This window comes from Streptomyces canus (assembly GCF_030816965.1).
Classification (GTDB): Bacteria; Actinomycetota; Actinomycetes; order Streptomycetales; family Streptomycetaceae; genus Streptomyces; species Streptomyces canus_E.
Genome location: NZ_JAUSYQ010000002.1, coordinates 7,248,289 through 7,270,552, shown reverse-complemented (window position 1 = coordinate 7,270,552; position 22,264 = coordinate 7,248,289). Strand labels below are relative to the sequence as shown.

13 protein-coding genes are annotated in these 22,264 nt (G+C 70.9%); 3 read left to right on the top strand and 10 right to left on the bottom strand.

The features are described 5' to 3' along the window. Positions 1–20 precede the first annotated feature (20 nt). The 7 genes from QF027_RS34530 to QF027_RS34500 all read right to left on the bottom strand — a co-directional run bounded on the left by QF027_RS34530 (position 21) and on the right by QF027_RS34500 (position 10,990). Positions 21–731: a glycoside hydrolase family 12 protein gene (locus QF027_RS34530; protein WP_306975745.1), complete on the bottom strand. Its 711-nt coding sequence runs from the start codon at positions 729–731 to the stop codon at positions 21–23. Between the two features lie 37 nt (positions 732–768). Then, on the bottom strand, positions 769–2,982 hold the full coding sequence (locus tag QF027_RS34525; protein ID WP_307079023.1) for a glycosyl hydrolase family 95 catalytic domain-containing protein: 2,214 nt from the start codon (positions 2,980–2,982) through the stop codon (positions 769–771). Then, a complete protein-coding gene (locus QF027_RS34520; protein WP_307079021.1) occupies positions 2,979–4,973 on the bottom strand; it encodes a beta-galactosidase in 1,995 nt (664 codons plus the stop codon). The genes QF027_RS34525 and QF027_RS34520 overlap by 4 nt, the downstream gene beginning before the upstream one ends. Further along, complete coding sequence (locus QF027_RS34515) at positions 4,973–7,213, bottom strand: WD40/YVTN/BNR-like repeat-containing protein (RefSeq protein WP_307079019.1); 2,241 nt, start codon at positions 7,211–7,213, stop codon at positions 4,973–4,975. The genes QF027_RS34520 and QF027_RS34515 overlap by 1 nt, the downstream gene beginning before the upstream one ends. Positions 7,214–7,335: 122 nt before the next feature. Beyond that, entirely contained in the window at positions 7,336–8,262 is a 927-nt protein-coding gene (locus QF027_RS34510) for a carbohydrate ABC transporter permease (protein WP_031039072.1), read from the bottom strand. Continuing rightward, entirely contained in the window at positions 8,259–9,311 is a 1,053-nt protein-coding gene (locus QF027_RS34505; RefSeq protein WP_307079015.1) for an ABC transporter permease, read from the bottom strand. Before QF027_RS34505 ends, QF027_RS34510 begins: the two co-directional genes overlap by 4 nt. After that, positions 9,311–10,990 (bottom strand): extracellular solute-binding protein, encoded by a 1,680-nt coding sequence (locus QF027_RS34500; protein WP_307079013.1) that lies wholly within the window; start codon positions 10,988–10,990, stop codon positions 9,311–9,313. Before QF027_RS34500 ends, QF027_RS34505 begins: the two co-directional genes overlap by 1 nt. A gap of 327 nt (positions 10,991–11,317) precedes the next feature. On the opposite strand from QF027_RS34500, the gene QF027_RS34495 reads away from it, so the two are divergent. Further along, on the top strand, positions 11,318–14,155 hold the full coding sequence (locus QF027_RS34495) for a glycoside hydrolase family 3 C-terminal domain-containing protein (protein WP_307079011.1): 2,838 nt from the start codon (positions 11,318–11,320) through the stop codon (positions 14,153–14,155). Positions 14,156–14,251: 96 nt separating this feature from the next. Here QF027_RS34495 and QF027_RS34490 read toward each other — a convergent pair whose 3' ends face one another. The 3 genes from QF027_RS34490 to QF027_RS34480 form a co-directional block, all read right to left on the bottom strand. Then, positions 14,252–15,697 carry an aldehyde dehydrogenase family protein gene (locus QF027_RS34490; RefSeq protein WP_307079009.1) on the bottom strand — a complete coding sequence of 482 codons (1,446 nt, stop codon included), beginning with the start codon at positions 15,695–15,697 and terminating at the stop codon, positions 14,252–14,254. A 94-nt stretch (positions 15,698–15,791) separates the two neighbouring features. Next, the gene (locus QF027_RS34485) at positions 15,792–17,453 is read right to left on the bottom strand and encodes a PucR family transcriptional regulator (RefSeq protein WP_307079007.1); all 1,662 of its coding nucleotides are present in this window, start codon (positions 17,451–17,453) and stop codon (positions 15,792–15,794) included. Between the two features lie 106 nt (positions 17,454–17,559). After that, positions 17,560–19,671 carry an ATP-binding protein gene (locus QF027_RS34480; RefSeq protein ID WP_306975765.1) on the bottom strand — a complete coding sequence of 704 codons (2,112 nt, stop codon included), beginning with the start codon at positions 19,669–19,671 and terminating at the stop codon, positions 17,560–17,562. A gap of 226 nt (positions 19,672–19,897) precedes the next feature. Between QF027_RS34480 and gabT the strand changes: the two genes are divergently transcribed. Together gabT and QF027_RS34470 are read left to right on the top strand one after the other, a co-directional pair. After that, positions 19,898–21,232: a 4-aminobutyrate--2-oxoglutarate transaminase gene (gene gabT / locus QF027_RS34475; protein WP_307079005.1), complete on the top strand. Its 1,335-nt coding sequence runs from the start codon at positions 19,898–19,900 to the stop codon at positions 21,230–21,232. Positions 21,233–21,418: 186 nt separating this feature from the next. Then, positions 21,419–22,243, top strand: a complete 825-nt coding sequence (locus QF027_RS34470; RefSeq protein ID WP_306975769.1) for a phosphatase PAP2 family protein — start codon at positions 21,419–21,421, stop codon at positions 22,241–22,243. Positions 22,244–22,264 lie beyond the last annotated feature (21 nt).

The following is a 22,264-nucleotide window of genomic DNA, read 5'->3' as shown; positions in this document are numbered from 1 at the left end:
GACGCTGCCCCACGATCAGGTCAACTGCTGCTTACGGTCAGGTTGTTGGCGGTGAAGTTGAGACCACCGGACGAGCTGGTGATCTCGAATCCGAACTGCACGTCGCCGATGGTCTCGTTGCCGAACCAGCCCTTGGTGTCCTTGATCCACTTCAGGATCGGGAGGATGTTGACCGTGCCGGAGCTGGAGTTGGAGGTGCGGACGAAGGAGAAGACCTGGTTCGCGCCGTTGGTGCCCTTGTAGACGGTCCAGGTGTGGCCGCCGAGCGTCACGTTGCCCTGCGAGCTGCCGAGCGGCCCGACGGCTCCGGTCTTGTTGACCCAGAGCATGATCTCGTAGTCGTAGTCGGTGTCCCAGATGTCGTACGACGTGTTGTACGCGCCGGACGACGGGACCGAGACGTTGTAGCTGCTGGAGAGCGAACCCAGCGAGGTGATCGACTTGTTGATCACCTTCTTGGAGTTGGGGTAGGACTTGATGCCGCCGGTGTTGGGGTGGTTGGCGTTGACGCCCCAGTTGGTGCCGGAGTTGGCCCAGATGCACTGGCTGCCGGCGCCGGAGCCCCAGATGTTGTTGTAGAGCGTGTAACCGTTCAGGCTCGTGTTGGCCCACTGGTCGCAGGAGCTCCAGACGGCGGCGGAGGCCGGGGCCGAGGCGAGTCCGACGGTGGCGCCGATGGCCATCGCCGGGGCCAGTACGGCCATGGTGATCTTGCGCAGAGTGCTTGCCATGGTGTCCCTTTCCATGGGTGGGGGGAAATGCGGGGGGTTACCACGCCTCCAGACGGAGGACGTGGTCTTCTCCGGCGACGAGGTAGAGCGGCTCGGTGCCGGAGGAAGTCCGGAGTTCGACGCGGTGGGTGCGGGTGGGGCGCAGCACCGCGGTCGCTTCGGTGGGGCTCCAGGTGAGGTCGAGTACGGCCCCGAACCTGGTGCGGATACCCCGTAGTTCACCTCGGGGGCAGGTGGTGGGGACCGCCGGGAGCAGTACCAGCCGGTCCGGTGTCGACTGCACGAGCATCTCGACGAGGACGGCGGGCAGGGTGTGGGCGGCGTCCGCGTTGTACACGTTCCGGTTCGGGTAGTGCGCGCTCATCAGCGAGGCGTGGAAGAAGTCGCCCCCCAGGACCTGGCCCAGGGCGTGCGCGACCCGTTCGCCGTCGCGCAGCCGGGCCGCGACGAGGGCGTGGTGGAGATGGCCGTGGGCCGAGTCGTTCTCGGAGCCGCGGAGTTCGAGGGCCCGGTGGGCGGCCCTGGCCAGGTCGGGGGTGTCGTAGGGGGTGATCTCGTCGAGTGGCCAGACGCCGTAGAGGTGGCTGAGGTGGCGGTGGTCGTAGGTGTCGTCGAGACCGGGCCGGGCCCATTCGGCGAGGGCGCCGTCGGCGTTGACCCGGTGGGGAGGGAGCCGGTCGGCGAGGGTGCGCCAGGCTTGTGCCTTCTCGGGATGGTAGGCGGCGGCCGTGAGCAGGGCGTGCCGGGCGGCCGAGAGATCCATGGCCGCGTTGATCGCGCCCCAACTGGCGTTCGCGGGGCGGTTCTCGGGTGAGTAGGAGGGGACGACGACGAGATGTCCGTCGGCGTCCGTGCGGGTGAGGAAGTCCTCGTAGAACAGGGCGACTTCGGCGAGTGCGTGGGCGGTGCGCGGGTCCTGTGCGCCGCGGGTCTCGTCGTGGTCGACGAGGGGCTTGAGCAGCCAGTCGGCGCCCGCGGTCCACAGATGCAGCGGGTACTCGCGGTTGAAGTGGTACGTCAGCCCGGACTCGCCGTCGGAGTGGGGCGGGGCCACGACACCCCGGGTGCCGAAGATCTCGCGGGCGTTGTCCTGCCAGTCGGGCAACTGACGGTGGATCAGACAGGCCAGGGCTTCGGTGACTTCGGGAAGGGCCGCGCTCGCGGCCGACGCTGTCTGGAGGTTGACGTTGGCGTCGTTGGTGAACGCTCCCGACCAGGCCGTGGCCCAGTCGCCGGTCCACAGGCCGGTGAGCCGGGGCGGGAAGAGACCGCTGGAGGAGAGCAGGTGGTAGCGGCCGGCGGCGAAGAGGCGTTCCAGGAGGGCGGGGCTGTCGGGCCGCTCCAGCAACTCCGAGCCCGGCAGGGCGCGTTCGGCGGGGTCGGCGGCGAGGTCGAGGGTGACGCGTTCGTAGGCGGTGCGGTGGAGGGGGGTGTGCCGGTCCAGGAGCCGGGCGTACGCGTCGGCCCCCGACTCGGGCTCGGCTTCGGATTCGGGGACCAGGTCGCGCAGGGCCTCCGCGTGGGGTGCCGTGTCCAGTTCGCCGGTGTGCCGTACGACGCGGGTCAGCAGGAGGACGGACTCGGCACCGGTGACCTGCGCGCCCGGCGGGATGAGCGCGGTGCGGCCGCCCGTGGGGACGACCAGGGTGATGCCGGTGTAACGGCGGTCGCTGTCGGGGTAGCGGACGCAGAGGGTGAGCAGGGCCCCGTCAGCGGCGCGGACGATGCTCTGGCCGACCATCAGGGTGTCGGGTGCGCCCGGCAGCCGGTGGTCCAGCGAGACGACCAGGTCCGCCGCCTCGACCTGCTGGACGATGACGTCGTCCGCGCGCGAGACGAAGAGCTCGCTGCGCGACCCCTGGGACTCCGTGCGCAGGACGCCGGTGGTGAAGTCGACGGAGCGACGGTGGTCGGCAGCGGCCGCGCGCGGACGGCGCAGCCGGATCTGGAAGGCGGGGTGGAAGGGCTGCACCCACTGCAGCGGGCGTCCGTCCGTGAAGCGCTCGGCGGCGTCGAGCTCGCCGGCGAGCAACCGGTCCTGAAGCGCGGGGAGTTCGGCGGCGAGGCGGGGCGGGCGGGCGTGTTCGGCGCCGTTGGGACGGACGAGGGTGTGGTGCGTGACGACGACCCGCTCGTCGTTCGGTTCGCCGAAGACGAGAGCGCCGTGGTGGCCGTTGCCGCTGAGGAAGCCGTCCTCCCAGCGCGCGGCCGGTTCGGGTTCCCAGGTGCCGTGGACGGGTCCGTCGGTCATGGCTGGAGCACCGCCACTCCGTAGCGGCCCAGCGGGACCCGGTCCGTGAGGGACTGCCCCGTCAGCAGATCCTGGTGGGTGCCCGGCACGTCGACCGTCACCGGCTCGCGGCCGTGGTTGAGCAGGAAGAGCAGGTCACCGCGGCGGACGGCCTCGACCTGGTCGGGCAGGCCGTCGAGGACCGGTCGCGCACCCGCGCCCGTGGCGATCCCGGCGAGGAGCTCGCGCAGGGCGCCCGGCTCGGGAAGCGTCGACAGGTACCAGGCGCGGCCCCTGCGCAGCACGGCGGGCAGCCCGTCCAGCTCACCGCCCTTGTACGAGGCCTCTGTGGTGGCGTCCTCGGTCTTGTCGATCTCCTCCGACCACAGGGTGCCGCGGAATCCGCCTGATGAGCCGTCGCATTCCGCGTGCTCCCCCGCGTCCAGCGGCCACCACTCGTGCAGGGTGCGGATGCCGAACAGTGCGCGCAGCCGGGCGTCCATGCCGCCGGGGCGCACCCGGTCGTCCTCGTCGGCGACGCCGGTGAGGAATCCGGCGACGAGGGTGCCGCCCTGGCGGACGTAGGCGAGGAGGTTGTCGATCGCCGGGTCGGTGAGGGCGTAGAGCTGGGGGACGACGACCACCTTGTAGGCGGTGAGGTCGTGTTCGGGGTGGGCGAAGTCGGTGGTGAGGTGGGCTTCCCAGAGCGCGCGGTGCCAGGCCTTGAGGACGTCGGGGTAGTCGACCTCACGGGAGAGGCGGCCGTCCTGGGCGCCGGCCCACCAGGCGTGCCAGTCGTGCAGGACGGCGATGTCGTGGGCGGTGTGACGTCCCGTCACCTGCGCCGATATGGCGGCGAGTTCGGCTCCGAGCTGCTTGACCTCCTGATAGGTGCGTCCTTCCTCCCCCGCGTGGCTGACCATTCCGGAGTGGAACTTCTCCGCGCCCTGCCGGGACTGGCGCCACTGGAAGTAGCAGACGGCGTCCGCACCGCGGGCGACGGCCTGCAGGGACCAGAGGCGGTTCAGTCCACGGGGCTTGGGGTGGTTCACACCCCGCCAGTTGACCGGTCCGGCGGCCTGTTCCATGAGCATCCACGGCCCACGGGCCTGCGAGCGGGTCATGTCCTGGACCAGAGCGCCCTGTTGGGCCCCGAGGGGATCACGGGGGTCGGGATAGAGGTCGACGGAGACGACGTCCTCCTCCTCGGCCCAGCGCCAGGCGTCCTGGCCCACCCACAGCGGCATGAAGTTGCTGGTCACCGGGGTGCGTGGGGTGGCCCGGCGGACGATGTCCCGCTCGGCGAGGTAGCACTCCAGGAGCATGTCGGAGGTGAAGCGCTTGAAGTCCAGCACCTGGGTGGGGTTCTTCAGGTAGTGGGCGTGGCGAGGCGTGTGGACCTCGGCCCAGTCGCCGTATCCCTGGCTCCAGAAGGCGGTTCCCCAGGCGGAGTTGAGGGCGTCGAGGGAGCCGTAGCGACCCTGGAGCCAGGTCCGGAAGCGGGCGGCGGCCTCGTCGCTCCAGTCGTAGGTGCAGTACTCGTTGTTGATGTGCCACATCGTCAGGGCCGGGTGGCCGCCGTAGCGGGCGGCGAGGTCCTCGGTGATGGCGGCGGCGTAGCGGCGGTAGGTGGCGCTGGAGTGCGAGAAGTGCTGGCGCCCGCCCCAGTACTCGGTGCGGCCGTCCTCGGTGACGGGCAGGGTGTCAGGGTGCAGGTGGCCCATCCACGGCGGTGGCGAGGAGGTGGGGGTGGCGAGGACGACCCCGATGCCGTTGTCGTGCATCAGGTCCATCAGCCGGTCCAGCCAGCCGAAGTCCCGCTCCCCCGGCCGCGGTTCGAGCCTGGCCCAGGAGAAGACCCCGAGGGTGACGGAGTTGACGCCGGCGGCCTTCATCAGCCGGACGTCCTCCGGCCAGGTCTCCTCGGGCCACTGCTCGGGGTTGTAGTCACCGCCGTAGAGGATGCGGCCACGGGTGGCATCGCCCAGCGACGGCCTCTTTTCCACAGCCATCAGACGGGCTCCCCGTACTGGATGCCCCGGCCGTTGGTGGCGACGTAGACGCGGCCGTACAGCCGCGGGTCGGCGGCGATGGTCGCGCCGATCCAGCCCCACTGGTGCTGGTCGTCGTTGACGCGCACCCAGCTCTTCGCGCCGTCGTCGGAGCGGTACACGCCGGTGATCGCCTCCGTGGCGCCGACCTGGTAGATCGCCGGGTAGTCGGCGCCCTTGGCCGCCTTGCCGAAGGCGAGGGTGTGCGAGGCCCAGCAGCTGGTGAGCTTGGTGAAGGTCGCTCCGCCGTCGGTGGACCGGTGGAGGCCGTTGGTCTTGGTGCTCAGCCACAGGTCGCCGGAGCGTCCCGGGGCCGCGGTCAGCTGGAACTGGCTGTCGCCGGAGGGCAGTCCGCTCGCGCGCCCGGTGAAGGTGAGGCCGCCGTCCGTGCTGGCGAACAGGGTGCCGGTGTCGGTGTCGTACGCGTAGAAGCGTGTGGGGTCGGCCGGGTCGGCCAGCGGGGTGGCGCCCTTGGGGTAGCCGGCGACCTCGGACCAGGTCGCTCCGTTGTCGGTGGAGCGCTGGGCGGGGTACTTGGTGCCGTCCCAGTGCACGAAGGTCCACAGCAGCACGCTGCCGTCGGTGTTGGTGGCGATCGGCCCCGGCGCGTCCTTGGCGAGGGCGGGCTGGGTCGCGAAGGGCGCCCAGGTCTTTCCGCCGTCGTTCGAGTAGGCGCCGTTGCCGTGGTCGCCGAAGCCCGTGCGGACGACGTACGAGGGCTTGGCCGCGGCCTGGGCGAGTCCCGTCGCCGACCCGAACACGGGGTTGCTCGCCATGCCCCGTGACGGTGACGCCGTGAGCCGCTCGTGGTACATCACACCGATGTCCCCGAGCCCGCTGAGCAGGTGCGCCTCCCCGGTCGGGGGCGAGATCAGCTGCCGTACGGAGGTCTCCTCCAGGCCGCGGATCTGCGGCGCCCAGTGCTTGAGGTCCCGGGTGCCGTAGAGGGTGGCGCCGGTGCCGTAGACGATGTGCTCCGAGTCGTACGGATCGACGGCGAGGGCCTGGATCCACCAGCCGAACTTGGGCGCGTCGGCCCCGAAGGTCAGGAACGGGGTCTCGGACACGTCGAGGACCGCGGACTCCTTGAGGGAGATCCAGGTGCGGCCGCCGTTCGTGCTCCGGTACAGGGTGTCGACGGCCGCCCAGCGGTTGTTGGTGGAGACGACGACCGTGCCGGGCCGGCGGGCGTCGACGGCGACTCCGCCGTACCCGAAGGTGTCGGAGGAGCCTCCCCCACTCTCGGCTTCGCTCGAGCGGGAGGTGCCCCCAGCCGTCGTCCCGCCGGGCTTCACGGGCGTGACGTCGGTCCACTTGCCGCTCGCCGTGGCCAGCTTGTGCACACTGCCGTCGGACTGTCCGTTGGGGCCGGGCGCGTTGGCGTAGGTGACGTACAGCTCGCGGGTGTGGCAGTCGTAGGCCGCCCGGATCGGCACCTTGGCGGCGGCACCGGAGGGCTGCGCGGGGACGGCATCCCAGGTGGCCCCGTCGGCGGTGCGGTACAGGTTGGCTGCGGTGCCGTCCGCGTCGCCCCAGCCGGCGTAGACGCTGCGGCCCGCGGCGACGAGGAGGGTGATGCCCTGGCCGGTGGGGCTCGGGGTGGCCGGGAAGCTCACGGCCTTCCAGGTTGCGCCCCGGTCCGTGGACTTGAGCAGCCCGTCATGTCTGGTCCCCAACCACAACGTGTCACTGTCCCGAGGATCGACGAGCAGCCGCTCCCCGGCCCCCCGCCCGTCCTCGTTCCCACCGAGCTTCACCGTGAGATCGGTACGGGCCCAGGTGGCACCACGGTCCTCGGACCGCAGGACCGCCCCGTTTCCGGCCCAGGACTGGGCGTAGGTGCCGAGGGACACATACACCCGGTTCGGGTGAGCGGGGTCGACGGCGATCGCCTCGACCCCGAAGAGGTTCCAGTCGTCCCAGCCGAGATCGTCGTTGAGCGGAATCCAGCGCGCACTCCGGTCGTCCCAGCGATAGGCCCCGCCGATGTCGGTACGGGCGTAGGCGAGCCCCCGCACGGAGGGATGGAAGAGCACCCCGGTGACGAACCCGGTGCCACCGATGACGGCGGTGCGCCAGCGGTAAGTGGGGGTGACCGAGGCGGCTTCCGCACGCCCTTGCAGGGAAGGAACCGTGGTGAGCGCGGCGGCAGCCGCGGTCCCGGCCAGAACAGCACGCCGGCTAAGCCTGGACGTAAGCATGACAAACCTCGCTCTGAACTAAGGGGAAGTAAGCCCACTCAGGGGCGCGGGGAACTGCGCGCCCAGCCACAACACACCCGCAGCCGCCGGACGATCAAAAGGCCCCCTTGATCAGGCGCAGGTCACCCCTTCACCGCGCCCGTCAACATGCCCTTCTTGAAATGCCGCTGGACGAACGGAGAAGCAACGGCCACCGGAATCAACGCGAGCACCATCACCGCCATCTGCAACCCCAGCGCCGACAACTGCCCCGTACGAACCGCCTGCTGCAACCCCGTGGGGTTCGCCGTGTTCTTCTGGACCAGCTGGATGAGCACGTTCTGCAACGGCATCATGTCCTGATCGCTGAGATAGATGGACGCGTTGAACCAGGCGCTCCAGTACCCGACCGCGTAGAACAGCGAGATCACAGCCAGCACGGCCCGTGACAGCGGCATGATGATGGTCAGCAGGATGCGCAGGTCACCGGCCCCGTCGATGCGCGCGGACTCGGTGAGTTCGGGCGAGATGCCCATGAAGAAGGCACGCAGCACCAGGATGTTGAAGACGCTGACCGCGCTCGGCAGGATCAGCGAGAGATAGGTGTCGGTGAGTCCCAGCGACTGCACGAGCAGGTAGGTCGGGATGAGCCCGGCGCCGAAGAACATCGTCGCCATCATGATGACCAGGAAGAGCCGGTGTCCCAGACTCCCCGGCCGCGACAGACCGTAGGCCGCCAGCACCGACACCGCCATGGAGAACACCGTGCCGGTGAGCGTGACCCCGACCGAGACCATGATGGCCCGGCTGACCTGGCCGCCGCTGAGCAGTTCGGTGTAGTTGACGAAGGTGATGCCCTGGGGGATCACGACCAGGCCGCCGACCCGGTCGATCACCGGTTTCGGGGACAGGCTGGTGACGATCACGATCCACAGCGGGCCGAGCACTCCCAGGCAGCACAGCGCGAGGAAGCCGCTCTTCGCGGTGATGCCGGCCTTGCTGGGCGGCTCCTCCCACACCGGGCGGGCGGGGGCCTTGAGACTGCGGACGAGCTGCGTGTTGAGGCTCACTTCTGGTACACCCCCTGCTCGCCGAGCAGGTGCGCGAACTTGTTCGCACCCAGCACGAGGCAGATTCCTATGACTCCCTTGACGAGGCCGACCGCGGCCGCGTAGCTGAAGTCGCCGTTCTGGATACCCATGTTCCACACGTAGGTGTCGAGGACCTCGCTGGCCCCAGCGCCGACCGCGTCCCGCTGGAGGAGGAACTGCTCGAAGCCGACGCTGAGCGCGTCGCCGACCCGCAGCACCAGCAGCAGCGCGATCACCGGGCGCAGTGCGGGCAACGTGACGTGCCACATGCGCCGCCAGCGCCCGGCGCCGTCCATCGCGGCGGCCTCGTACAGGTCGGTGCTGACCGCGGCCAGCGCGGCGAGGAAGACGATGATCCCCCAGCCGGCGTCCTTCCACACGGCCTGCGCGGTGACCAGGTACTTGAACAGGTCCGCGTTGGTCATCAGGTCGAAGCCGCTCCAGCCGTGGTCCTCCAGGGTCTGGGCGATGATGCCCGCGCCGCCGAAGATCTGCTGGAAGACGGTGACGACGAGGACCCACGAGAAGAAGTGCGGCAGGTACATGATCGCCTGCGCCACGGCCCGCACCCGGGGCCGGATCACGCTGTTGATGAGCAGCGCGAGGGCGATGGGGATCGGGAAGAACAGCACCAACTGGAGCGCGAACAGCACGAGCGTGTTCTGCGTGGCGTCCCAGAACAGCGGGTCGTCGACCATCCGCGAGAACTGCTCCACCCCGACCCACGGGCTGTGGAAGATCGCCGTGATGCCGTTGCTGGAGACATAGGGGTCGTAGTCCTGGAAGGCGACGACGTTGCCCAGCAGCGGGACGTAGTTGAAGAGCAGGAGCAGGAGGATGACGGGCAGCGTCATCAGGATGAGCGCGCGGTCGCGGCGCAGCCGGACCCGGAAGGGAATCTTGCCGGCCTTGGCCGCCTTGCGCGGCACCCGCGCCTTCGTCACGGCGGCGGCGACCGCGGCCGTCGGTTCCTCGACGGCCGCGGGAGGACGAGTCCCGTCGGGCCTGCTCCCGGCCGTGATGGACATCAGTTGGCGCTGCCGTTCTTGTCGATGAGCTGCTTGTACCAGTCGCGCAGCTTGTCGCCGCCGGAGGACTTCCACGTGGAGATGGCCTGCTGGATGTCGGACAGCTTCTTGTTGCCGCGCACGTAGTCGATCTCGTACTGCTCGAACTGGCTGGAGAGGTTGGCGTAGCGGGTCGGCTCGACGATGTTCATGCCGAAGGTGGACGTCTTCTTCATGAACGCCCCCATCCGCTGCTGCCACTCGACCTGCTTGCGGGCGACCTCGGGGAAGTCGGGGTGGGCGAAGTAGGCGGCCGGTGCGGCCAGCATCACCCAGGCGTTGAGCACCTCGGAGTTGCCGAGGTCGTTCTTGACCGGGACGCCGTCCTTGACCGTGTAGTGGGTGCCCTCGACGCCGTAGTCGACGAGCATCCGCTCCTTGGTGCCGTAGGGCGCGGCCGAGAAGTTGGCGGCGGCCAGCGCGTTCTCGATCGTCGTCTTCGAGGCGCCCTTGCGGATCAGCGACCAGATGGTGGCGGGCGAGGAGGCGTACAGCTTCGGGTTGCCGCCGTCCGCGCCGAAGAGGTCCATGGCGTCGATCACGAGATCCGGGTTGGACTGGGCCTGTTCGGAGACCTTCCCGTACCAGTCGGCGATGTTGGTGCACCAGACCAGGGTCTGCCCGGCGGTGAACCGCTGGCCCGGGTCGCCCGAGCGCGCCTTGTCGTCGGGATGGACCACACCCGCGTCGTACAGCTTGCGGACCCACTCCAGGGCCTCGAGGTACTCGGGCTGCTCGACGCGGTACGTCAGCTTGCCGTCGGACCCGATGTCCCAGCCGATCGACCCGGAGCCACGGACGCCGAAGAAGCTCCACGCCGACCAGGTCATGTCACCGCAGGCCCAGACCTTGGCCTTGGCGCTGGTGGCGTCCTTGGCCCAGCTCATGAACTCGTCGGCCGACTTGGGTACCGAGTAGCCCTTCTTGTCGAAGATGTCCTTGCGGTACAGGGGCGCGATCCAGTTCGCGGTGGCGGCGGGCATCGGTATGCCGCGCAGCGCGCCGCCGAAGATACCCATGCGCCAGGCGTCGGAGGGGATCGCGGCCAGGTTCGGGTACTTCTTGACCTTGTCGCCCGCCAGGTAGGGGCCGAGGTCCATGAACTTCGCGGTGACGGCGTTCGAGATCTTGCCGACCAGTTCCCAGCTCGGCACGACCACCATGTCGGGGATGGCGCTGGAGGCGAGGACGGCGCCGAGCTTCTGGCCGTAGGTGTTGCCGTCCTGGTTCTGCCAGGTGATCTTGGTGCCCGCCGCCGCGTCGAGCGCCGTGTAGTAGGCGCAGCCGCCCTTCGGCGGGGAGCCCCAGAACGGGGACATGATCTTGAAGGGGGCGCCGGTGCCGAGCTTCTCCGGGACCGAGGTCTTGAGGGCGGCGAGGTCGACCTTGCCGGTGTAGCCGGCGGCCGAGCCGTTCTTGGACGGCAGGTCCGGGTTCGCGACCGTGCTGGCGACGAACGCCGGGAGCAGCTTGTCCGCGGCCTTGCCCGACGTGGTCCCTTCGCGCTCGCCGCTGTCCGAGCCGCCACAGGCGGCAAGCAGCGGCATCCCGCCCGCCACCGCGGCGGTGGGGACCGCCGTCGAGGCGAGGAAGCTTCTCCGGCTCGGCCCGGAGGAGGCGGAAGTGGCGTTCGGCGTCATTGCGTCAACCCTTCATGGCGCACCAGGACACCCGGCGGTGGAGCCGTCGGCTGCGGTGTCTTGAGTGAAACTGGCTGAGCTGAAGCGATGCTCCGACCGTTGCGACGGAATCCGTAGTCGAAGCGCTTCGATGTTGCTGTGAGGTTAAGTGAACACCCAGGGGTGCACAAGGGTCGATCCCAAGATTCCTCCGAGGCGTAAGGGGTGACCTTTTCTTATGCACCGCTTGAAGTGACGGTGTGGATCCCTTGACACCCGCCCCGATGTCGAATGAGCATCGAAGCGCTTCGAAAGCATCGAACCGATCCATCGCAGGGGGATCCCCACGTGACCGCACACCCGCCGCACACACCACCGTTTCGCGATCCGCACCTGCCGTTCGCGAAGCGCATCGACGATCTGCTGTCGCGGCTGACCCTCGACGAGAAGACCGGATTCCTGCACCAGTTCGCCCCGGCCGTCGAACGGCTCGGCATCTCCGCGTTCCGCACCGGCCAGGAGGCACTGCACGGCGTCGCCTGGATGGGACCGGCGACGGTCTTCCCGCAGGCGGTGGGCCTCGGCGCGACCTGGAACACCGATCTCGTACGCCGGATCGGCGAGGCGGTGTCCAAGGAGGTCCGGGCGATGCGCGCCCGCGACGACAGGGTCGGCCTCAACATCTGGGCACCGACGGTCAATCTGCTCCGGCACCCGCTGTGGGGCCGTAACGAGGAGGGCTACTCGGAGGATCCGAAGCTCACCTCGGCCATCGCCACCGCATACACCCGGGGACTGCGCGGCGACCACCCGACGTACTGGCGCACGGCACCGGTCCTCAAGCACTGGCTCGCCCACAACAACGAGACGGACCGGGCCACGTCGTCGAGCTCGGTGCGTCCGCGCGTGCTGCACGAGTACGACCTGCGCGCCTTCCGCGAGACGGTCGAGGCGGGCGCGGTGGCCGGGGTGATGCCGGCGTACAACCTGGTCAACGGCCGCCCCAACCACGTCTCGCCGTATCTGCGCGAGCACTTGCGCGCCTGGACCGACGAGGAGCTGCTGGTCTGCTCGGACGCGGGCGCGCCCTCCAACCTGGTCGACCACGAGCACTACTTCGACACCCACGAGGAGGCCACCGCGGCCTCCCTGCGGGCCGGCGTCGACAGCTTCACCGACCACGGCACGGACAGCTCGCAGATGGTCGGGCGGATCCGGAAGGCCTACGAGCAGGGCCTGTTGACCGAGGCCGACATCGACACCGCGGTCCGCCGGCAGCTCTCGGTCCGCTTCCGGCTCGGTGAGTTCGACCCGCACTACGACCCGCACGCCGACGTCAAGGACTTCGACACCCCGGCACACCGCGCGCTCGCCCAGGAGGCCGCCGAGCAGGCGATCGTGCTGCTCAGGAACGACGGCGTGCTCCCGCTCGCACCCGGCACCCGGCTCGCCGTGGTCGGCCTGCTCGCCGACGAGTGCAAGCGCGACTGGTACAGCGGCACGCTCATCCACCGCTCCACCCCGCTGGAGGGGCTGTACGAGCGGTTCGGCGCCGAGCGTGTGGAGTTCGCGGAGGGCGTGGACCGGGTCCGGCTGAAGACCTCCGCCGGGACGTTTCTGCATGTCCTGGCCTCCGAAGACGTCGAAGACGAGGTGCGCGGCGCCGAGGGCGCCCTGGACCCGGCGCTGCTCGCGGGCCGCACCGACCTGCCTCCGCTGACGACCGACGCGACCGGCACCGAGTTCGCGCTGGTCGACTGGGACGAGGGCGTCCTCACGCTCCGCGCCCCCGACGGCCGCTATCTCTCCGTCGCCGAGGACGGCTACCTGCGCGCCTCCGCCGACCAGCCGGGGGGCTGGGTCGTCCAGGAGACCTTCCGCCTGGAACCGCACGCGAACGGTCACCTCCTCAGGCACATCGGCACGGGCCGCCACGTCACTGTCGCCGCGGACGGAGTGAAGGTTGCCGACGAGAACGCGGAAACTTTCGAGCTGATCCTCGCCGAACGCGGCGAGGACGCAGTGACCCGCGTCACGTCCGAGGCCGACGTGGTCCTGGTCGTCGCGGGCAACGACCCGCACATCAACGGCCGCGAGACCGAGGACCGGGCGTCCCTGCGGCTTCCCGCCCACCAGGAGCGCCTGCTGCGGGCGGCGCGCGCCGCCAACCCCCGCACGGTCCTGGCCCTGGTCTCGGCCTACCCCTACGCGGTCGACACGTCCGGCCTGGCCGCGGCGCTCTGGACGGCCCACGGCGGCCAGGCGGCCGGCACCGCCCTGGCCCGCGTCCTGGCCGGGGACGTCTCTCCCGCGGGCCGCCTCCCCCAGACCTGGTACGAGAACGACGGCGACCTCCCCGGCCTCCTCGACTACGACGTCATCGGCAGCCGCCAGACGTACCTGTACTTCGAGGGCACGCCCCTGTTCCCGTTCGGCCACGGGCTGTCGTACACGTCCTTCTCGTACGGCGACCTCACGTCCCGTGTGACCGAAGGGACGCTGCATGTCTCGTTCGCGATCACGAACACCGGTGACGTCACCGCCGACGAGGTCGCCCAGCTCTACACCCGCGCGGTGGACCCGGCACTCCCCCGCCCCCGCCGCGAACTCGTGGCCCACCGGCGCGTGACGCTCGCCCCGGGCGCCCGGGAGGAGCTGTCCTTCGAAGTCCCCTTGCGCGCCTTCGAGTTCTGGGACGTGGCGCAGGGCCGCTCGCGCCTGGAGCCGGGCCCGTACGAGCTTCTGGCCGGTGCCTCCAGCGAGGACATCCGGCTGCGGACGACGGTCCTGCTCGACGGCGAGCCCGGCGCACCGCGCCCCGTGCTCCGACGGGGCCTGGAGGGCGCGGACTTCGACGAGCAGAGCGGCGTCGAGATCGTCGACCGGACGAGGACGGCGGGCGACGCGGTGACGGCGGCCGAGGGCCGTACCGGCGAACTGGTCTACCGGGACTGCGACTTCGGGGACGGCGTCTCCGGGGTCACCATGACGGTCTCCGGCCAGGGCGCGGTCGAACTGTCGCTGGACGGGGGCACGGTGCTCGCCGTGCTGCAGGTGGAGGAATCCGACTCCGGACCGTACGACTACACCACTCTCGGCGCCGGAATCGTCGCCGAAGGCGTGCACGACGTGCACCTCACGCTGCGCGGCCCGCTGCGGCTCGCGCACGTCGGCTTCTCCGGTTGAGGGTCCGGAGCGGCTGACGGCAAGAAGAGGCCCGGCACCGGAAGGCATCGGTGCCGGGCCTCTTCGAGAACCCTATATGGAAACGGTTCCCATGAGCTAGAGAGCGAGGCCCGTCAGCACCAGCACCCGCTCGTACGTGTAGTCGTCCATCGCGAACTTCACGCCCTCGCGGCCCACACCGGACTGCTTGACGCCGCCGTACGGCATCTGGTCGGCGCGGTAGGAGGGCACGTCGCCGACGACCACGCCACCGACCTCCAGCGCGCGGTGGGCGCGGAAGGCGGCCTGCAGGTCGTGGGTGAACACGCCTGCCTGAAGCCCGTACTTGGAGGCGTTGACGGCGGCGAACGCCGCGGCCTCGCCGTCGGCCTTCTGCACGGTGAGGACGGGGCCGAAGACCTCCTCGCAGGAGATCGTCGTGTCGGCCGGGACGTCGGCGAGGACGGTCGGCGCGTAGGAGGCGCCGTCGCGGTCGCCGCCGGTGAGCAGGGTGGCGCCCGCCTCGACGGCCTCCTTGACCCACGCCTCGACGCGTACCGCCGCGTCCTCGCTGACCAGCGGGCCCACGTCGGTCCTGTCGTCGGCCGGGTCGCCGGTGACCTGGGCCTCGACGGCGGCGACGATCCGCGGGAGCAGCCGGTCGTAGACCGACGCGTCGGCGATCACACGCTGCACCGAGATGCAGGACTGGCCGCCCTGGTAGTTGGAGAAGGTCGCGATGCGGGTCGCGGCCCAGTCGAGGTCGTCGTCGCTCGTGTAGTCGCCGAGGACGACCGCCGCGCCGTTGCCGCCGAGCTCCAGGGTGCAGTGCTTGCGCGGCACCGAGTCCATGATCGCGTAACCGACCTTCTCGGAACCGGTGAAGGAGATCACGGGCAGGCGCTCGTCCTGGACGAGGGCGGGCATCCGGTCGTTCGGCACGGGCAGGATGCTCCACGCGCCGGCGGGCAGCTCGGTCTCGGCGAGGAGGTCGCCGATGATCAGCCCGGAGAGCGGGGTGGCCGGGGCCGGCTTCAGGATGATCGGGGCGCCGGCCGCGATCGCCGGGGCGATCTTGTGGGCGCAGAGGTTGAGCGGGAAGTTGAAGGGCGCGATACCGAGCACGACACCCTTCGGGAAACGCCGGGTCAGCGCGAGGCGCCCCTGACCGCCCGGGTCGGTGTCGAGGCGCTGGGCCTCACCGCCGTTGAACCGCCGGGCCTCCTCCGCGGCGAACCGGAACACGGAGACGGCACGGCCGACCTCCCCCCGGGCCCACTTGATCGGCTTGCCGTTCTCGGCGGAGATCAGCTGCGCGATCTCCTCGGTGCGTTCGACGAGCCTGCGGCTGACGTGGTCGAGGGCGGCGGCGCGGACGTGGGCGGGAGTGGCGGCGAACTCGTCCCGTACGGCGTACGCGGCGGCCACGGCCTCCTCGATCTGCTCGTCGTCCGGCACGGCGACCTTGCCCACGAGCCGGCCGTCCCACGGGGAGGTGACGTCGAAGGTGTCCTCGCCGGTGACCTGGCGGCCGGCGAGCCAGAAGGCGTGGGTGGAAGTCATGGCTCCACGGTAGGGCCGGGAGGGCGGGATCGAATTTGTCCGGGGTGTAGCAGTGGGGCACTCGGACACTCCGGTTCGGCGCTCCCGACGGGGTCTATTCGGCCGACGTCGTCGCCTTCAACGCCAGCCACAGCTCCATCCGCGCATCGGCATCGTCCAGCGACCGGCCGAGGATCTCCTCGACCCGCCGCATCCGGTACCGCAGGGTGTGCCGGTGCACGCCGAGGTCCGCGGCCGCCGCGTCCCACTGGCCGTGCCGGGCGAGCCAGGCCCGCAGCGAGGCGACCAGGTCGCCCCGGCCGGTCGCGTCGTGCTCGTACAGCGGCCGCAGCAGCCCGTCCGCGAAGGCCCGTACCGCGTCGTCGGCGAGCAGCGGCAGCACCGACCCGGAGGCCAGCTGCTCGTGCTCGACGTGCACCCGGCCCCGTCGCCGGGCGACCGCCAGTGCCTGTTCGGCCTGCTTGTAGGCGGACGCGGCGGCGATCGGTCCCGCGGGGGCGGACACGCCGACGACCAGTTCGTCCTCGTCCCCGGCGCTTGCCTGTTCGCGGGTCCGCGCCGCCTCCAGCGCCACCGCGTACTCGCCGCACGCGGTGACGGCGGCCCCGCCGTCCGCGGCCAGCACCACCAGCCGCTCCCGTTCGGGGACCACGAGCACGGCCTCCCCGGAGCGGGCCGCCGCGGACTCCACGACCTCGGTGAGCGCCTCGAGCGGATCGCCGTTCGTGTCGGCGGCCGCGGCGAGCGCGGCGGCGGACGGGACCCGGGTGGGGGCGTCGGCGGCGATCCGCACGGACGACACGGCGACCGTCTCCGCCACGATCAGCCGGAAGGGCGCGTCCAGGAGCCCGCCGTACAGATCGCCCGCGACCGTGCGTGCGTGCTCCGGCTCGCCCGCGAGCAGCATCCGCAGCACCGCCGCCCCGATCCGCTGTTCGGCCGCCTGCAACGAGCGGGACCGCTCGGTCGTGAGCGTCAGCAGCGCGATCGCCGAGTGCACCGCGTACCGCTCCGCCGTACCGAGCGCCGCGGCCGTCCCCACCGCCAGCGCGGACCGCGGCCGTCGCCCGGTGCCCAGGGAGTGCAGCTCCACACGGTCGTCGTTGTCAGAAGTGCCGGACCCCCCGACCACGGAAGAGGCGGGCGCGGGCCGTTCCCGCAGCCGCTCCACGTCGGCGGTCAGGCGCGCCGCCCGGCGGCCGGCCCACTCCGGCGCGGTGGCGACGACGGCGCCCGAGGCGTCGTAGAGCGCCGCCCAGCCGTCCACCTGGGAGGCGAGCGCGGCGAGCAGCCCCTCCGGGCCGCCGGTCAGGGCCTGCTTGGTCAGTTCGCGCTGGGCGGCGAAGCCCGCGGTGACGGACCGGTACTGGTCGGCGGCGATCGCCGCGGACACGGCCTTGCTGATCGCGAGGAAAGGGGTGCGGCGCGGCACCTCGAGCAGGGGGAGCCCCTCGTCGCGGGCCGCCTCGACGAGGGCCCCTGGGATCTCGTCGTAATTGACCCCGACGGCGAACCCGAGCCCCACCACCCCCGCCGCGGCCAGCCGCTTCACATACCGCCGCATCGCCTCCGGATCGTCCGCGTCCAGCTTCAGCGCGGTGATCAGCAGCAGCTCCCCGCCCTCCATGTAGGGGACGGGATCGGCCAGCTCGCTGACGTGCGCCCAGCGGACGGGGACGTCCAGCCGGTCCTCGCCCGCGCGCACGGTCAGCTTGAGCGCGGAGTGATGGACGAGCGAGGCGAGGGTGGGTGGCATGAGGTCCGGGACCTTCGGAGAGGAGTGCGCAGAGGTGTGATCTTTTGGCCGCCGTGTATGAACGACCTGTGACGATTCTGCCTCACTGTACGGTCCTCAGCTCACGTCATCCCCGCAGATCCACCAGCAGCGGCGGCGCGTGCTCGCCCTTCACCGTGGTCAGCGACAGCACCGCGTGCCCCGGCGGCACCCCGTGCGCGAGCTCGGACGCGGACCACCGCTCCCGCTCGACCTGCCGCACGGTCACCGCCCGCGCGGTCGGCGCCTTGCCGGTGATGACCCGGCGCACCGCGTGCAGCACCTTGCCGGCCGGGGTCTCGGCGATGATCTGCCGGTCGGTGACGTCCCGCGCCTCGATCCACTCCTTGCCCCACACCTCGGCGAAGTCCTGCCCGTCCCACGGGGTGAGCCCGGACAGCGCCATCCGGCACCCGGTGGCCCCGAGCAGGGGCCCGCGCAGCGGCCTCGGTACGTCGTCCAGCGTCCGCAGCGTCAGCACCACTCCCGCGTTGCCGGACCGCAGCCGCTGGACGCCCCGTACGGCTTCGGGGGTCACGGCCCCCGTGGCGTCGTCGATGACCAGACAGGCGAACAGCGACCGGTCCTCGCGCACTGCGACGCTCGCCGTGAACTGTGCGAGCACCAGCCGCGTCAGCATCCGCGAGGCGTCGGCGTGCCCGCGCTGGGGCAGGTCGATCCGGACCCGGACGGGGTGGTCGAGGGCCTTCAGCGAGAACGGCCGCGACTGTCCGGACGTGTCGAAGAACCCCGCGAAGGCGGGCCGGTCGAGCAGCGCGACCCGGTCCGCGAGGATGCCTCCCACATCCCCCGGATTCCCCATCTGCCGCTCCCGCGCGTCGAGTTCACGCAGCAGCGACTCCTGCCGTGAGTCCTCGAGCCCCTTGCGCAGCGCGGCCATCGGCCCCGGCGCCCCGTCGAGCAGCTGACGCAGCTCCGGTACGGAGGGGAAGCGTCCGTGGACCGACCGGAACGGTCCGAGGAGCTGGGCCAGCACGGTGGTGGACCGCCGGGTGTCGCCCCCCTGATGAGGCTCGGCGAGGTCCCCGACGAGCGCCTCGGCGAGCACGGCCGCGGCTTCGTCCGGATCGGCCGTACCGCCGTACAGGTCGAGGTCGTACACCGACTCCGGATTCCCGATCTGTACGACGACGTCGTAGGCGTCGGCCGGTCCGAGCCCCGCGCCCGCGGCTCCGACCACCACGACGGCGGCCCGTCCGGCGAGGGCGTGCAGACACAACGACTCGGCGAGCGGCCTGACGACGGTTCCGGTCTTCCCTGAACCGGCCGGCCCCACGGCGAGCAGCGAGGTGCCGAGCAGCTCGGGTCCGAGCCCGAGCCCGGTCCCCCGATAGGCGTACGGATTACGGGCGTCGTCGGCGGTCGTCCCCAGCCGCACCTGCCCGGTGAGGAGATCGTGCCGCGCGAGCCGAGTGGGCAGATCCCGCTCCCCGGAGGGGTGCAGACAGGCGGCCGCGCCGTCCTGGAGCACGGCGCCGGTGAACGTGGCAAGCCCGAACCGCCCACTGCGCACGCCCTGCCAGGCACGGGCGATACGGGCGTGGTCGACGTCGCGCATCTGCCCGGCCTGCGCCGCCACGGTGAGCCGGTCAGCGGCGTCGTGGGCACCGGCGGCACGGAGTTCGTTCCACTGGGCGGGATCCTCCTCCGCTACCGGCGCGGGCGCCTGCCGGGGCTCGGGACGCTTCACCAGGGGAACCACGAAGCGCCGCCAGACCTCGCCCCAGCGGCCCAGCTTGCCGACCGTCACCATGATGACCAGGGCGATCAGCAGTTCGTACCCCTTGTACAGGATGAGATTGCCGATCTCGCTGCTGCTGTAGCGCCAGGAATCAGGAACGAGCAGCTTGAACGGCAGCGCCCACCAGGCACCCAAATAGCCGTTCTGCAGGAGCGACCACACGAGCCAGCCGACCAGGAACGCGATCAGGGCGCCGCTCAGCAGCTGCCTGGTCGAGATCTCCTCGGGCTCCTCGGCCGGCCGGGGCCGGTGTCCGAAGCGCCAGATACCGGGGGCCGCCTCCGGCCGGGGTGCGCGCAGCCAGGCCAGGAACGCCGACCCGTCCTGCCGCGGGGGTACCAGGGGGGCGCCCGTGGGCATCGGCGGCACATCGGACCGTGCCCGTGGCACAGGATTCGCATGCGTACCCCGCGCGTCCCGCGTCCCGTCGCTGTCCATCGCCCCTGCTCCCTGACCAGCCGTTCCGTCCACCATCAGCGGTCAATCTAACGCCCCCGCCAGGGGAGTTCACTGCTTACGTGGCCGGGCGTCGTGGCCGGCGCCATGTCCACCGCGGACAACCCGATCTCCTGACAACGCCCACATGGAGCATGCCCACCCCCCGGCCCCCGGCCTAGCCTGCGAGAAAAGAAGGTAAGCGTCAGCACCACCCCAGGAGCCCCTCATGACCGCACTGCCGCAGGAGCGCCGCCTCGTCACCGCCATCCCCGGACCCAAGTCACAGGAGCTGCAGGCCCGCCGGGTCGCCACGGTCGCGCAGGGGGTGGGGTCCGTGCTGCCCGTCTTCACCGCGCGCGCGGGCGGTGGGATCATCGAGGACGTCGACGGGAACCGGCTGATCGACTTCGGTTCCGGCATCGCCGTGACGTCCGTCGGCGCCTCCGCCGAGGCCGTCGTACGCCGGGCCTCCGCCCAGTTGGCCGATTTCACCCACACCTGTTTCATGGTCACCCCGTACGAGGGCTATGTGGAGGTCGCCGAGGCCCTCGCCGAGCTCACCCCGGGTGACCACGCCAAGAAGTCGGCCCTGTTCAACAGCGGCGCCGAGGCCGTGGAGAACGCCGTCAAGATCGCCCGCGCCCACACCAAGCGGCAGGCCGTCGTCGTCTTCGACCACGGCTACCACGGCCGCACCAACCTCACCATGGCGCTGACCGCGAAGAACATGCCGTACAAGCACGGCTTCGGCCCCTTCGCGCCCGAGGTCTACCGCGTCCCCGTCGCCTACGGCTACCGCTGGCCCACCGGCCCCGAGAACGCCGGCCCCGAGGCCGCCGCCCAGGCCATCGACCAGATCACCAAGCAGGTCGGCCCGGGCAACGTCGCCGCGATCATCATCGAGCCCGTCCTGGGCGAGGGCGGCTTCATCGAGCCCGCCAAGGGCTTCCTGCCGGCGATCAGCCGGTTCGCCCGGGACAACGGCATCGTCTTCGTCGCCGACGAGATCCAGTCCGGCTTCTGCCGCACCGGCCAGTGGTTCGCCTGCGAGGACGAGGGCATCGTCCCGGACCTGATCACCACCGCCAAGGGCATCGCCGGCGGCCTCCCGCTCGCCGCCGTCACCGGCCGCGCCGAGATCATGGATGCCGCCCACGCCGGCGGCCTCGGCGGCACCTACGGCGGCAACCCGGTGGCCTGCGCGGGCGCGCTCGGCTCGATCGAGACGATGAAGGAGCTCGACCTCAACGCCAGGGCGAAGAACATCGAGACGGTCATGAAGGCCCGCCTCACCGCCATGGCGGACAAGTTCGACGTCATCGGCGACGTCCGCGGCCGCGGCGCCATGATCGCCATCGAGCTCGTCAAGGACCGTACGACCAAGGAGCCGAACCCCGAGGCGACCGCCGCGCTCGCCAAGGCCTGCCACCAGGAGGGCCTGCTGGTCCTGACCTGTGGCACCTACGGCAACGTCCTGCGCTTCCTGCCCCCGCTCGTCATCGGCGAGGACCTGCTCAACGAGGGGCTCGACATCATCGAGCAGGCCTTCACCCGCATCTGAGGAGAGACACAGCAGGTCGGAAGCGGACTCGTACCTTCCGACACCAGCCGTCCCAGGCCTGACATCCCCCGGGATTCCGGGGCTGCGGCGGCGAACGGCAGAGGGTGTGAAGAAGGTGTGCGAGGTGGTTGCGAGGACGCGATTCAGCCTGTCGTACGCCGCCGCCCTGCCGTAGGTTCTACCCAGATGAGAGATACACCCCGCCCACAGGGGACTGTGGGCGACATCAGGCCGGGGCCTCCCCAGCTTCGACCTGGTCGTGCCCTCGCGCACACAACAGGAGCCTCCGGCTCCGGATCTCCTCACCGATCGGACAGTCGCCCGCCCCAAACCCCCCGGGGCGGCCGACCATCCGATCCGATCGGCCGCCTCGGAACCACCCCCCCTGTTCCGGGGCGGCCGGCCTTCCTCATCTTCCTTCTCGGAAGCGCGGTCCTCCTCTTCGCCCTGATCACCTGGCAGGTCGTCGAGGACGGACCGCTTCTGCGTGTCGACGAACGGGTCAGCCGCGCACTCGTCCACCCGGACCGCGCCTCGGCGGCCCTCGCCGACCTGGGCAATGTCGAGGTCGCGGTTCCGGTCCTGTTCGCGGCCCTCCTCTGGTCGGCCTGGCGGGCCCGCCGCACAGGTACAGACCGCTGGTGGCTGCCGCCCACCGCGGCGGCCGTCCTGATGGCACTGGTCCCGGCCCTCGTGGTCCCCCTCAAGGAGCTCACCGACCGCTCGGGCACCCCGGTCGTCCCGCCCGGTACCGGCTACTACCCCTCGGGGCACACCGCCACGGCCGCCATCGCCTACGGCGCCGCCACCCTGCTCGTCCTCCCCTGGCTCCGCACCACCCGCGCCCGCCGCGCACTCGTCATCCTCTACGGCCTTCTCGTTCTCGGCGTCTCCTTCGGCCTGGTCCGCCGCGGCTGGCACTGGCCTCTGGACGTGGTGGCCAGCTGGTGCCTCTGCACGGCCCTGCTGCTCGGGTTCTGGCTTTTCCTGGCACGCCTCGGCCGCCGCTGAACTCCTGGGCACACTGGGCGT

Excerpts from the sequence above, each read along its gene's own strand:
- QF027_RS34530 (WP_306975745.1), bottom strand. The coding sequence starts at position 731 with ATGGCAAGCACTCTGCGCAAGATCACCATGGCCGTACTGGCCCCGGCG.
- QF027_RS34525 (WP_307079023.1), bottom strand. The coding sequence starts at position 2,982 with ATGACCGACGGACCCGTCCACGGCACCTGGGAACCCGAACCGGCCGCG.
- QF027_RS34520 (WP_307079021.1), bottom strand. The coding sequence starts at position 4,973 with ATGGCTGTGGAAAAGAGGCCGTCGCTGGGCGATGCCACCCGTGGCCGC.
- QF027_RS34515 (WP_307079019.1), bottom strand. The coding sequence starts at position 7,213 with ATGCTTACGTCCAGGCTTAGCCGGCGTGCTGTTCTGGCCGGGACCGCG.
- QF027_RS34505 (WP_307079015.1), bottom strand. The coding sequence starts at position 9,311 with ATGTCCATCACGGCCGGGAGCAGGCCCGACGGGACTCGTCCTCCCGCG.
- QF027_RS34500 (WP_307079013.1), bottom strand. The coding sequence starts at position 10,990 with ATGACGCCGAACGCCACTTCCGCCTCCTCCGGGCCGAGCCGGAGAAGC.
- QF027_RS34490 (WP_307079009.1), bottom strand. The coding sequence starts at position 15,697 with ATGACTTCCACCCACGCCTTCTGGCTCGCCGGCCGCCAGGTCACCGGC.
- QF027_RS34485 (WP_307079007.1), bottom strand. The coding sequence starts at position 17,453 with ATGCCACCCACCCTCGCCTCGCTCGTCCATCACTCCGCGCTCAAGCTG.
- QF027_RS34480 (WP_306975765.1), bottom strand. The coding sequence starts at position 19,671 with ATGGACAGCGACGGGACGCGGGACGCGCGGGGTACGCATGCGAATCCT.
- gabT (WP_307079005.1), top strand. The coding sequence starts at position 19,898 with ATGACCGCACTGCCGCAGGAGCGCCGCCTCGTCACCGCCATCCCCGGA.
- QF027_RS34470 (WP_306975769.1), top strand. The coding sequence starts at position 21,419 with ATGAGAGATACACCCCGCCCACAGGGGACTGTGGGCGACATCAGGCCG.